The organism is Paracoccus sp. T5, assembly GCF_048538155.2.
GTDB lineage: Bacteria > Pseudomonadota > Alphaproteobacteria > Rhodobacterales > Rhodobacteraceae > Paracoccus.
On record NZ_JBLWIC020000002.1, the window covers coordinates 205,940 to 218,085 of the forward strand.

A 12,146-nucleotide genomic window follows, 5' to 3' on the forward strand; every position below is an offset into this window, starting at 1 on the left:
CCGGTTACAGATGGGCCAGCGGCCTGACAGTTCCAAGACCTGGATGCAGTAGCTCTGGATCTGCCGATCGCGTTTGGCCGAGACGGATGATCTCGTGGTCCAGAACCGGCGACCCTTTCGGGCTGCTGATCGCTGAGGACCCTCGCCCTGCTGATGGACCAGACAACTCGATGATGCATTCCCGGGTGAACCGACCGCCTCCTGTTCATGGGTCCTCGAGGCCATTTCGCACAGAAAGCAGCCTCACAGACAGCACAAGCCGCTTTAGGGAACCGCAGAGTTGTGCTGGCAGAACATGCCCGCATCTTCAGCTTTCATGGCTTTTCGCTTGCCAACTGCTTGAGACAGCCAACCTCCTTTCTGCGATCAATATGTCGTAAAAACAGGATGGTCCGACCAATGAAGGTCTTGACCCGTGCTCAGACTGGCGCACAATTTCCGTATCGTTCTCTACGTTCGGTCCTTTCGATGCCGGGGGTCATGATGGACACTTATCTTTCTGCGGCCCGTGATCTGGTGGTCGAGGGAATGCGCGAAAGCCAAGTCGCGCTTTCCCCCGAACTGGAGTTTCACCTGTCCTCGACCCTGGCCCGCTACATGCATCGCCCCATCCGGCCCGACCAGCTGACGATCAGGCTGATGGATGCCGCGCAAAGGGGAGCGCACCGAGGCGAATCGCGCCGGATCGGCGACGAGTGCCTGATCTCCTGCGCCTTCTTCGAGGCGCGCCTGACCCGCAAGGGCGGCACCATCGTCCATTACGCCGGCTTGGGGCAGACCGCATATGCGGTCGCGGGAATGCCCGAGATGGCGGACGGATTTCCCGATATGCTGGATGTCCTGCAGGCAAGCCGTCCGAGGGTCGAGGATCAACCTTTGTCGCGGCGCCCTGCCGATGACGATGCGGACCAGCGCGGGCGCAGGATCCTGTTCATTCCGCCGCGGTTCAAGCATTGACTCACGAGGGGGCGCCTTAGCCTTTCTTCGGCCCCTGCCGCTGATCGGCGTCTCGCTCTATGGCACCACCGCGATTATCCTGATCGTCTAACTGGCGCGTTTCCGGCCGCTGGTCGTCAGAGCGGGAGACCATCTGCGGAACGGTCTCCCGCTCTGCAATAGGATGGGAAATTCGACCGGTGCCGCCGCAGTCTTGGTCCTGTCGACGCTGCGGCTGGTCATGAGGTGCGGGGCTGCGGAACTGGCCTTGGGCGGGCGCGGCGCCGCCCTGCCACGGCGGACCCGAGGCGCAACTGGCAGCTGGCATCAATGCGGCGCCCCGTCGCCGCGCGAAGGAACCCCTTCCCCCGCTTTGCGGTTGGCCCAGACACATCACAGGAGCCACGATGTTACGCTCAATCCTGATGGGGATGGTCGCGGGCCAGCGGTCGATGACCCCCCTTGCCGCACTGGCGGCCGCCGCGCAGCGCGGCACCCTTCCCCATGAGACCCCCGGGGGGAGGCTCATGGAGCACCCCGTCATCGCCGCCGGAGGCGTCGCGATGGCCGCAGCCGAAATTGCAGGGGACAAGATGAAGAGCGCCCCCGACCGGACCGTCTTCCTCGGTCTTTTGGCCCGGACCATCACCGGGGGCTTGGCTGGCGCAGCCCTGGCACCGCCCCGGCGCGGGCTGGAGGGCGCCGCGCTTGGCATCGGCGCAGCCGTGGCCTCGTCCTATTGCGGACTGGCGGCGCGCAAATGGGCCATGCAGCGGTGGGGCCAGACAACAACCGGCTTTGTCGAGGATGCAATCGTCCTGTCGGCGGCGAACATGATCGCTAACAAGAAGTAGCGCAATCCGGTGGTGCTGCTGGCTTGCGCAGGGCATCATCGCGAGGACGTTGCAGTGGCGGTCGGATGCCTCCGTCACCCAAAGCGTCGGCCGCGCGCGAAAAAGGGGCACGGGATGACTGACCAAGGGCATGTTGCCGGCCATGGCCGGGCCCGTACAAGGTTGTTGACGACCGTCACCATCATCCTGGTGGGCTGGGCCCTGCACGCCACCGGCTCGTTCATGGTGCCAGTGGTCTTTTCGATCTTCCTGGCGCTTTTGGTGGCGCCGCTGGACCGCAAGATCGCGCGACATGTCCCGGATTGGCTCGGCTGGCTCGGGCGGGTTGCCGCCATGGGAGTCATTCTTGCGACGCTGGCGATTCTTGTCGCCTTGATCTGGTTTTCGGCCCAGCAAGTGGTGCAGCGCTTTCCCGATCCTGAAAGCGCCGGCAACCTGCTGCCACGCTTCGGTCAGGAACTGCAAGGCATCCTGGGCGGACAGGCTCCTGGCCAAGGCATGGATCCGTCAACTATGGGCCCTTCCGACAGCAGCCCCTTCGGGCGCTTCCTGTCCGGCAGCGCCGTGGTCGAACAGCTGGGAAGTTTGGCCTCCGGAACCGCCATGACCGTCCTGAGCACGGCCAGCGGGCTGCTGATCGCAACCGTCGCAGTCATCTTCCTGACGCTTTTGATGCTGATCGAACGGGAGAAATGGAGCCAAAAGCTGGCCACCATGCTCAGCGGACGGTCACGCCGGGACGCGATGGAAACGATTGCCATCATCGCGGACCTGATGCGCCGCTACCTGATGACCCGCACGGTCCTCGGCGTCACGACCGGGCTTCTCTACGCGGGCTGGCTGTGGCTGTTCGGGATCGACCTTCTGGTGGTCTGGGCACTTCTGGCCTTCATTCTGAACTTCGTGCCGACCTTGGGGTCGCTCGTGGCGGGGGCGCTTCCGGTTCTCTATGCGGTGGTCCAGAAGGATCCCGCCACCGCCATGGCCATCGGCGCGGGCATCTTCGTGATCGAACAGGTGATGGGCAATTATGTCGATCCGAGGGTGCAGGGGCGTCAAGTATCGCTGTCCTCGCTGGTGGTGTTGATCACCCTTCTGGTCTGGGGCTGGATCTGGGGCATTGCCGGTGCGGTTCTGGCCGTGCCCATCACCATCGCCTTGATGATCATCTGTGCGCATATCGAACCCCTGCGCCCCGTCGCCCTGATGCTGAGCGACGCCAGCGACTACGAGGAGTTGGACCGGCAAGCCCGGCGTTAGCGCCTCTACCAGTTTATGCGGCGGTGAGCGCTGCCAGGCAATGCGCAGTCCCGCGGATGATCTTCATCCTTCGCGTGCCGTCTCCATGGCGGCATAGATCATGCCACGGTCGCCGCGGTCGGGGTCAGCACGCTCCCGAACTATCATCAGCGCGCCTATCAGAAGCCGGGAATGGTCAAGTCCAACCTGCTCCTGGCGGCGATGATGCACTGACGGCAGCGCCCTCAACCTCTCTCAGGTCCCGTGATCCGCGCCAGGCCCCGCTCGAAGGCCTGTGCATCATCGCCCAGCAGGGCGCGAAGCTCGTCTTGGAATTCGTCCGCGATAGCAGAGAGCCGCTCCATCAGCTCTTGCCCCAGCGGCGTCAGTTCCAGCACGATCAGCCGCCGGTCGCCACCGTGATCGGACTTGGCCACCAAGCCCGCCTCCTGCAGACGTGAGGCCGCACGACTGACGACCGATTTGTCCAGGTGGACCCGCTGCGTGATGTCGCGGACGCTGACGGCGCCCGAATGCCCCAGATGGGCCAGAACCCGCCATTCGGGAATGCTCAGCCCCGCCTCGGCCGCATAGCGGGCAGCAAAGCGGCGGCTGATCTCGGTCGCGGCGACGGACAGGCGATAGGGCAGGAACTGGTCCAGGTGAAAGGGCATCGGGCATCTCCTTGACGCGAAGATCAGCAGAAAACCGTTGCAGCCGCAACAGGACTTGACCCCGTTGCTGCCGCAACGATAACATCGTTGCAAACCCAACGAATCCGAGGGAGGAATGCCATGACCACCCACGACCTGCCGCGCGGCATGATCCGCGCCACGGCAACGACCGGCACGAACGAAGGCTACATGCCCGGCTTTGGCAACGACTTCGAGACCGAGGCCCTGCCGGACGCCCTGCCGCAGGGTCAGAACAGCCCGCAGAAATGCAACTATGGCCTTTACGCCGAACAGCTGTCCGGCACCGCCTTCACCGCGCCGCGTGGCCAGAACGAACGGACCTGGTGCTATCGCATCCGACCGTCGGTCCATCACACCGGGCGCTTCAGCCCGATCGATGTGCCCCACTGGAAGACTGCGCCGAACGTGCTGCCGAATGTGACCAGCCTGGGCCAGTATCGGTGGGATCCGATCCCGGTGCCGGATCAGGACCTGACCTGGATCACCGGCATGCGCACGATCACCACGGCGGGCGACGTGAACATCCAGGTCGGCATGGCCAGCCATGTCTACCTGGTGACCAGGTCAATGGAGGATGAATACTTCTTCTCGGCCGACAGCGAGCTGCTGGTCGTCCCGCAGGAGGGGCGGCTGCGGTTCTGCACCGAACTGGGCGTCATCGACCTGGAGCCCAAGGAGATCGCCATCCTGCCACGCGGCCTGGTCTATCGTGTCGAGGTTCTGGAAGGCCCCGCCCGCGGATTTGTCTGCGAGAATTACGGCCAGAAGTTCGACCTGCCCGGCCGCGGTCCGATCGGCGCGAACTGCATGGCGAACCCGCGCGACTTCAAGTGCCCCGTCGCTGCCTTCGAGGACCGCGAGGTGCCAAGCCGCGTCGTCATCAAGTGGTGCGGCCAGTTCCACGAGACGCAGATCGGCCACAGCCCGCTGGACGTGGTGGCCTGGCACGGCAACTACTGCGCCTACAAATACGACCTGCGGACCTATTCCCCCGTGGGCGCGATCCTGTTCGACCATCCCGACCCGTCGATCTTCACGGTGCTGACGGCGCCTTCGGGACAGGAGGGGACCGCGAACATCGACTTCGTTCTCTTCCGCGAACGCTGGATGGTGGCCGAGCACAGCTTTCGCCCGCCCTGGTATCACAAGAACATCATGTCCGAGCTGATGGGAAACATCTATGGCCAGTACGACGCCAAGCCTCAGGGCTTTGCCCCGGGCGGGATCAGCCTGCACAACTGCATGCTGCCCCACGGTCCCGATCGTGACGCCTTTGAAGGCGCCAGCAATGCCGAACTGAAGGCCGAGAAGCTGGACAATACCATGTCCTTCATGTTCGAGACCCGCTTTCCCCAGCACCTCACCGAATTCGCCGCCCATGAGGCGCCGATGCAGGAGGAGTACATCGAGGTCTGGAACCGGCTGGAGAAGAAGTTCGACGGCACACCCGGCGTGAAGTGAGGCATTGGCGCTGCGGCCGCCCCCGCAGCGGCGCCTTCAAAGGACCCCGAAGCAAGGCCAGCCTGCGCGCTTACTGCATCTGCACCGGATGCTGATATCCGCTTCAGACGCAACGACCATCACCCCCCAAGCGACCAAGGAGGCCCCGATGACCGACCAAGCCCTGCGCAGCTGGGTGGCTGCCGCGAACGAGCCCGGGTGCGACTTTCCAATCCAGAACCTGCCCTATGGCGTGTTTTCGGTTGCAGATCAGCAGCCGCGTTGCGGCGTGGCCATCGGGGACATGATCCTCGACCTGGCGGCATGCGAGGCGCGGGGGCTGATCGACGCGAAGGGCAGCTTTGCGCGGCCGGTCCTGAACGACTTCATCGAACAGGGGCGCGCGGTCTGGGACCGGACAAGGGCCCGCCTGACCGCCCTGCTGGCCGAGGATGGTGATCGGGGCCTGCCCCTGGTGCAGATGGCCGATGCCACGCTGCACCTGCCGATCCGGGTGACCGAGTTCACCGATTTCTATGCATCCAGAAATCATGCCTTCAACGTCGGCGTGCTGTTCCGGGGCCCGGAAAACGCCCTGCCCCCGCAATGGACCCATATGCCCATCGGCTATAACGGGCGGGCCTCGTCGGTCGTCGTGTCCGGAACGTCGATCCGCCGCCCCATGGGGCAGGTGAAGGGCGACTATGGCCCGCTCTGGTCGGCCAGCCGCCGCCTGGACCTGGAGCTGGAACTGGGCGCCATCGTCGGCGCAAACAGCCGGATGGGTCAGCGCATCAGCGTGGAGGAGGCCGAGGACATGATCTTCGGCTATGTCCTCCTGAACGACTGGTCGGCACGGGACATCCAGGCTTGGGAATACCAGCCGCTCGGCCCTTTCCAGGCCAAGGCACTTGGCACGACGATCAGCCCGTGGATCGTGACGCAGGCCGCGCTTGAGCCCTTCCGCAGCCCCGGTGCGGAGCGGACGAACCCCCTGCTGCCCTATCTGCAGGAACAGCGGCCCGGCTTTTACGATCTAGTCATGGGCTGGACCATGAACGGCCAGACGATGGCGCGCACGAATTACAACGTGATGTATTATTCCTCGGCCCAGCAACTGGCGCATCACGCGGTCTCGGGCTGCCCGATGCGGGTCGGCGACCTCTTGGGCAGCGGGACCGTTTCGGGGCCAGCGCCGGACCAGACCGGGGCGTTGCTGGAGATGACGCAGGGCGGCAAGCTGCCGGTCGAGGTGGCGGGACAGCCGCGCACCTTCATCGAGGATGGGGACCAGATCGGGCTCTTCGGCTATGCCGAGGGGGACGGATATCGCATCGGGTTCGGCCCCTGCACCGGCACGATCCTTCCCGCGCAGGAGTGACGGCATTGACCGCCCCTCCCGGGGAACGGCCGGTCCTGCATGATCATTGGCGATCCTCGGCCTCCTATCGGGTAAGGATCGCGCTGAACCTCAAGGACGTCGCCTTTGACCGGGCAGCGGTTGACCTGGTGGTGGGCGAGCATCGGCGGCACGACCATCTGGAGCTGAACCCGCAGGGTCTGGTTCCCGTGCTGCAGATCGACGGGCTGGTCCTGACGCAGTCGCTGGCAATCATCGAATATCTTGAGGAAACGCGCCCTGGCCCGCCGCTGCTGCCCGGCGATCACGCCGCGCGCGCGCATGTCCGCGCCCTGGCGCTGGCCATTGCCTGCGACCTCCACCCCGTCTCGAACCTGGCCGTGCTGGCGCGGGTCGAGGCCTTGGCCGGGGCCGAGGCGCGGGCTGCCTGGAACCGCGACAACATCGCGCACGGGCTGCAGGCGGTCGAGGCGATGCTAGACCATCGGGGCTCCACCGGGCGCTTCTGCCACGGCGATCGCCCCGGGATGGCCGACTGCGCGCTGATCCCGCAGCTTTACAATGCCGCCCGGTGGCAGGTGCCGATCGACCACCTGCCCCGCCTGTCGGCCATAGCCGACGCCTGTGCGTTCCATCCCGCCTTCACGGCCGCGCATCCGGCACATTTCAACCCTTCTCGGGAGGCCAAGATCGTTCGGGGAGACAGTTCATGAACGCCTGACGCTTCGCCTTTGCTGGCCGATCCTGTCCGGCGCGCCCCTTGCGGCAGAAGAGCCGATCAAGCTGTCCCGGCTCCCGCTCAGGCATTCCCTCGTCGGCACGAACTGAATGCGGTCGAGGAACATGCCGGGACGCATCTTCCGGGCCTGTTCATCCACGGGCCGCGCTTGCTGCACGATAATGCCCACAGATCGAAGCACCGGCTGACATACAACCCGCCGAATATCTATATTCCAGACGGCTGTGTGGGCGATGGCGTCGCCACTTGGGGCGTCACCGCTGTTCATGTCCCTTCCCGAGGTCAACGAGAAGCTGTCGCGGCGGATCATCGACAGTGCGGCTTTCACCCACGACGCAATGACCGTCTTCAACCTGAACGACCACATCAAGTCTCCCACGACGGTGCCGGGCGGGATCTACAACACCACGTGGTTCTTGGTGATAGATGCGGACAAGTGAAACGGCCTGCGTGAGGAGGACCGCGCCACCATCGGCGCGATCCTGAGCAAAGCCCTTGCCGAGCGCGTTGGCAAGGCATTAAACGAGGCCGACCGTGTCGCCAAGGAGGAGATTGGCGACACGGTCGATTCTACCGCGCTGGCCGCGAAATGGTCGAAGCGCTTGGGCGGCCGCGACCTCGGCGCTGGCGCTCGGATACCTCGTTTGGCGGCTGGTGCGGATCGAGGCCCAGGTGCATGAGGGCGCGCAGTGCCTCACGGGCCCTGCCCATGACGCCGCTGGCACTTATGGCTACGGCCAGCCGCGCCCTCTCCGGTAGCCTCATGCTGCTGCCGCGGAGCGCGATCTCCTTTCATCCTCCTGCTGATGGTCATTTGCGAAGTATCGATCGCCTTCGCCATGCCCAACGTCGGCCGGGCTGGTGTCGGGCAGGCGCGACGGTCGGCAACGGGACGCCGACACGGTAGTGCTTCATCCGGACATTGCCGCCCGTGGACAGGGCGGTGACGGAGCCATTCAGGACTGCCAGCGGCTTCGGGTGGTGACAGGGCTCAGGCTCCGCCACAATGCGCCCGCCGCGGCCGGATGCCCGGAACCCGGGCCCAGGGTCAAAGCACCTGGTGTGCCCGCGCGGTTGAAAACAGGTACCCATCGAAGCTGGGATCGTCGGGATCGGAGAGCTGCATCAGGATCTGGCTGACATGGGCGATGTGGTCGCTCATGGCCTTGCGGGCGCGAAGGCTGTCGCGGGCGCGCAGCGCATCCAGGATCTCCTGATGATCGTCCAGCCAACGGGCGCGATAGGTCTGGTCAAAGACGCGGCTGTGCAGCTGCGCCCACATCCGGCTGCGGGCGCGGCGGTCCCACAGGTCGGTCACCATCTGGACCAGGACCCCGTTCTGCGTGGCCTCGGCGATCAGCAGATGAAACCGCCGATCGCCGGAATAGTCGCCGTCGGCGCAGCCCATGACGCGCCGTTCCTCCTCCAGCGCCTCGCGCATGGCGGTGATGTCGGCCTTTGTCACCGTCGCGGCCGCCAGCCCGGCCACCGCGCTTTCGATGATCATGCGGGCTTCCAGCAGCTCGAAGGGCCCGATGTCGTCGGCCATGGCGGAGGTCGTGGCGGCACCGTCCAGAAGGTAGATGCCGGAGCCTTGGCGCACCTGCACCAGCCCCTCGACCTCCAGCATCACGATGGCGTCGCGGACCAGACTGCGGCCCACGTCCAGCCTCTGGGCGATCTGTCGCTCGGTCAGCAACCGATCGCCGGGGCGGAACCCCTCGGTCCGGATCAGGGCGCGCAGTTCCGCCGCGACATCCTGGTAGCGGCGCTGGACGGCGGCGGTCATGGCCGCCACCGTCCCTGCGTCAGATGCGCCGCCAGGACGGCCTCATACGCGATGATGCCCCCGTCCATGGCAGCGCATCCCGGTGTCATTGGGCCTGGGCGCGGATCTGGTCGATCAGCTCGGCCATCTCCTCGCTGCTGGCGCGGGCCTCGTCGACCATCGGCTGCACCGCCTCGATGAACGGGGCCTTGTCGACCTCGTGGATCTCGACGCCGAGCTCGGATTTTGCGGTCTCGATCGCCTCGGCCGCTGCCTCGCGCCAAGCTTCGCTATGCGAGATCATCGAGTTGCGCGCGGCCGTCGAAAGGGCCGTCTGCTCCTCGGGCGACATCTCGTCCCAAGCGCATTTTGAGATGAACACCACCGCCGGGATCAGCGTATGCTCGTCCAGCGAGAAATGCTTGGCAACCTCACCGTGGCGGGCCGTCGTCAGCGCCGTGGGGTTGTTCTCGGCGCCGTCCACGACGCCCTGCTGCAGGGCAGAGTAAAGCTCGCCCCAACCGATCGGCGTGGGGCTGGCGCCCAGCAGTTCGACCATGCGCACTGCCGAGGGGCTGGGCTGGACCCGGATCTTCATGCCGTTCAGGTCCGCAGGCGTCAGGATCGGCTTGTTGGCGTAAAAGGACCGGGCGCCTTCGGTGTAATAGGCCAGCCCGCGGATGCCCTGTTCGATGCCTGAATCCAGGATCCGCTGCCCGACCTCGCCGGCCACGACCGCGTCAAAGTGATCCTCGCTGTCGAACAGGTAGGGCAGGTTGAAGACGCCATAGGAAGGCACGAAGGCCTCCAGTTCGGCCGCGTTCGACCGCGCCATGTCCAGCGAGCAGTTCTGGACCTGCTCGGTCGATTCGCGCTGCGTGCCCAGCTGGCCGTTGGCATAGATGCGGATCTTGACCGAGCCGCCGGTGGCCTCCTCGACCTCCTTGGCCATCTTCTGCATTGACAGATGAACCGGGTGATCCTCGGGGTTGTTGTGGTTCAGCCGCAGCGTGCGGGCTTCGGCCGCCGCAGTCAGGGCGAACAGGGCCACGGCGCTGCTGCAGGCAAATCTGGTCGTTAGGTTCATCACGTCCTCCCGGTGAATGGACGGGCGATGCTGCGACCGCCCAAGTGTCCCACACAATGAGATCGGCCAATCCATGTCGTTGTCAACCACTTTGACAAATCGGTTGACCAATTCGGACCGGCAGTTCATTTTGCCCCACAATCGAGCAGCGCTCATAGGGGAGGGCGGAGCATGACCGGCATCTGGACATCCAGCGCAAGAGGGCGACCATGAGGCGGCTGGCCGATGGACTGCTGCGGTCGGGGATCATCATCGTCTTTGCCGTGCTGCTGGTCTGCGTCAGCTGGCAGGTGATCAGCCGCTATGCCTTGGGCACCCCTTCGACCCTGACGGACGAACTGGCGCGGTTCCTGTTCATGTGGCTGGCCCTGGTCGGCGGCGCCTACACCTATGGCCAGGGGCGCCACCTGGCGATCGATCTGCTGCCCACCTCGCTCAGCGGCCGTCGGCGTCAGGTGAACGAAGTGCTGATCACGCTGCTGATCGCGGGCTTCGCGGCGGTGGTCATGGTCTGGGGCGGGCTGCAGCTGGTCCAGCGGACGCTGGCTTCGGGGCAGATCTCGCCCTCGCTGCAGGTGCCGATGGGCTGGGTCTATGGTGCGGTGCCGCTGTCGGGGCTGATCATCATCGCCTATGCAGTGGCCAATATCGGTCGCATCGCCCGGGGCGGCACGACCCTGAACCCGCCGCAGGACCTGCCGGCGCCGCAAGAGGATCGCCTGTCATGAACTGGGCCGCCGTCGTTCTTTTCGCCTCGTTCGGGGTGCTGATGGTGGTGGGCGTGCCGATCGCCTTTGCCATCGGCATCGCCTCGGCGCTGACCTTCCTGCTGTTCATGTCGTTCGACCAGACGATCTTCATCGTCGCCCAGCAGATGGTGTCGGGCCTGGACAGCTTTACCCTGCTGGCCATCCCGTTCTTCATCCTGGCCGGAAACATCATGAACCGGGGCGGCATCGCCCTGCGCCTGATCGAATTTGCCAAGGTTCTGGGCGGGCGCCTGCCCGGCGCGCTGGCGCATTGCAACGTCATCGCCAACATGATGTTCGGCGCGATTTCCGGTTCGGCCGTGGCCTCGGCGGCCGCGGTCGGCGGGGTCATGGCGCCGCTGCAGCGCAAGGAGGGGTACGACCCCGCCTATTCGGCCGCCGTCAACATCGCCTCCAGCCCCACGGGCCTGCTGATCCCGCCCTCGACCGCGCTGATCGTCTTTTCGCTGATCACCGGCGGGACCTCGATCTCGGCGCTGTTCGTGGCGGGTTATCTGCCCGGCATCCTGCTGGGCCTTTCGATCATGGTCGTCGCCGGGATCATCGCAAAGCGGCGCGGCTATCCCGTGGCCCCCCGTCCCAGCATGGCCGAGGTGCGCCGCAAGACGCTGGACGCGATCCTGCCCCTGGGGCTGATCATCGTCATCATGGGCGGCATCATCGCCGGCATCTTCACCGCGACCGAGGCCTCGGCGGCGGCGGTGCTCTATGCGCTGGTGCTGGCCCTGTTCTGGTTCCGCGAGATCGGCTGGCGCGACCTGCCCGCCATCTTCCTGGAAAGCGCGGTGACGACCACCATCGTCCTTCTGATGATCGGCGCCTCGATCGCCATGTCGCGGGCGATGGCCTTCGGCGACATCCCCTTCGCGCTGTCGGATTACCTGCTGATGCTGTCGGACAACCCGGTGGTGATCCTGCTGATCATCAACGTGGCGCTGCTGGTCATCGGCACCTTCATGGACATGACGCCGGCGCTGCTGATCTTCACGCCGATCTTCTATCCGGTCGTCAGCGACCTGGGGATGGACCCGGTGCATTTCGGCATCATGATGACGCTGAACCTGTCCATCGGCATCTGCACCCCGCCCGTGGGTTCGGCGCTGTTCGTGGGCTGCTCGGTCGGCGGCGTGCCGATCGCGCGGGTCATCCGGCCGATGCTGCCGCTTTACGTCGCGATGATCGTGCTGCTGATGGCGGTCACCTTCATTCCCGAAATCAGCCTCGCCCTGCCGCGCTGGCTTTTGAACTACGGTTGATC

General features: G+C 65.3%; 12 protein-coding genes. 9 read left to right on the top strand and 3 right to left on the bottom strand.

Annotated features, from left to right (window positions below):
• Positions 1–480: 480 nt before the first annotated feature.
• The 3 genes from ACNR9W_RS16600 (at position 481) to ACNR9W_RS16610 (ending at position 3,050) form a co-directional block, all read left to right on the top strand.
• The gene (locus ACNR9W_RS16600; protein ID WP_419269641.1) at positions 481–957 is read left to right on the top strand and encodes a hypothetical protein; all 477 of its coding nucleotides are present in this window, start codon (positions 481–483) and stop codon (positions 955–957) included.
• Between the two features lie 386 nt (positions 958–1,343).
• Positions 1,344–1,790, top strand: a complete 447-nt coding sequence (locus ACNR9W_RS16605) for a hypothetical protein (RefSeq protein WP_419269639.1) — start codon at positions 1,344–1,346, stop codon at positions 1,788–1,790.
• A gap of 114 nt (positions 1,791–1,904) precedes the next feature.
• The gene (locus tag ACNR9W_RS16610; RefSeq protein ID WP_419269638.1) at positions 1,905–3,050 is read left to right on the top strand and encodes an AI-2E family transporter; all 1,146 of its coding nucleotides are present in this window, start codon (positions 1,905–1,907) and stop codon (positions 3,048–3,050) included.
• 224 nt (positions 3,051–3,274) lie between these two features.
• Here the strand turns inward: ACNR9W_RS16610 and ACNR9W_RS16615 are convergent, their stop codons facing one another.
• Positions 3,275–3,703, bottom strand: a complete 429-nt coding sequence (locus ACNR9W_RS16615; RefSeq protein WP_419269636.1) for a MarR family winged helix-turn-helix transcriptional regulator — start codon at positions 3,701–3,703, stop codon at positions 3,275–3,277.
• Positions 3,704–3,823: 120 nt separating this feature from the next.
• Here ACNR9W_RS16615 and hmgA point away from each other — a divergent pair, with 120 nt between their 5' ends.
• The 4 genes from hmgA (at position 3,824) to ACNR9W_RS16635 (ending at position 7,703) form a co-directional block, all read left to right on the top strand.
• Entirely contained in the window at positions 3,824–5,185 is a 1,362-nt protein-coding gene (hmgA, locus tag ACNR9W_RS16620) for a homogentisate 1,2-dioxygenase (protein ID WP_419269634.1), read from the top strand.
• A gap of 148 nt (positions 5,186–5,333) precedes the next feature.
• Positions 5,334–6,545: a fumarylacetoacetase gene (fahA, locus tag ACNR9W_RS16625; RefSeq protein ID WP_419269632.1), complete on the top strand. Its 1,212-nt coding sequence runs from the start codon at positions 5,334–5,336 to the stop codon at positions 6,543–6,545.
• Positions 6,542–7,237, top strand: a complete 696-nt coding sequence (gene maiA / locus ACNR9W_RS16630) for a maleylacetoacetate isomerase (protein ID WP_458478756.1) — start codon at positions 6,542–6,544, stop codon at positions 7,235–7,237. Before fahA ends, maiA begins: the two co-directional genes overlap by 4 nt.
• 259 nt (positions 7,238–7,496) lie before the next feature.
• Positions 7,497–7,703 carry a type 2 periplasmic-binding domain-containing protein gene (locus tag ACNR9W_RS16635; RefSeq protein WP_419269629.1) on the top strand — a complete coding sequence of 69 codons (207 nt, stop codon included), beginning with the start codon at positions 7,497–7,499 and terminating at the stop codon, positions 7,701–7,703.
• Positions 7,704–8,311: 608 nt separating this feature from the next.
• On the opposite strand, the gene ACNR9W_RS16640 is transcribed toward ACNR9W_RS16635, so the two are convergent.
• Positions 8,312–9,052: an FCD domain-containing protein gene (locus tag ACNR9W_RS16640; RefSeq protein WP_419269627.1), complete on the bottom strand. Its 741-nt coding sequence runs from the start codon at positions 9,050–9,052 to the stop codon at positions 8,312–8,314.
• An 85-nt stretch (positions 9,053–9,137) separates the two neighbouring features.
• Positions 9,138–10,118 carry a TRAP transporter substrate-binding protein gene (locus ACNR9W_RS16645; RefSeq protein ID WP_419269626.1) on the bottom strand — a complete coding sequence of 327 codons (981 nt, stop codon included), beginning with the start codon at positions 10,116–10,118 and terminating at the stop codon, positions 9,138–9,140.
• A gap of 209 nt (positions 10,119–10,327) precedes the next feature.
• On the opposite strand from ACNR9W_RS16645, the gene ACNR9W_RS16650 reads away from it, so the two are divergent.
• A complete protein-coding gene (locus tag ACNR9W_RS16650) occupies positions 10,328–10,846 on the top strand; it encodes a TRAP transporter small permease (RefSeq protein ID WP_419269624.1) in 519 nt (172 codons plus the stop codon).
• Positions 10,843–12,144 carry a TRAP transporter large permease gene (locus tag ACNR9W_RS16655; protein ID WP_419269622.1) on the top strand — a complete coding sequence of 434 codons (1,302 nt, stop codon included), beginning with the start codon at positions 10,843–10,845 and terminating at the stop codon, positions 12,142–12,144. Before ACNR9W_RS16650 ends, ACNR9W_RS16655 begins: the two co-directional genes overlap by 4 nt.
• Positions 12,145–12,146: the final 2 nt, after the last annotated feature.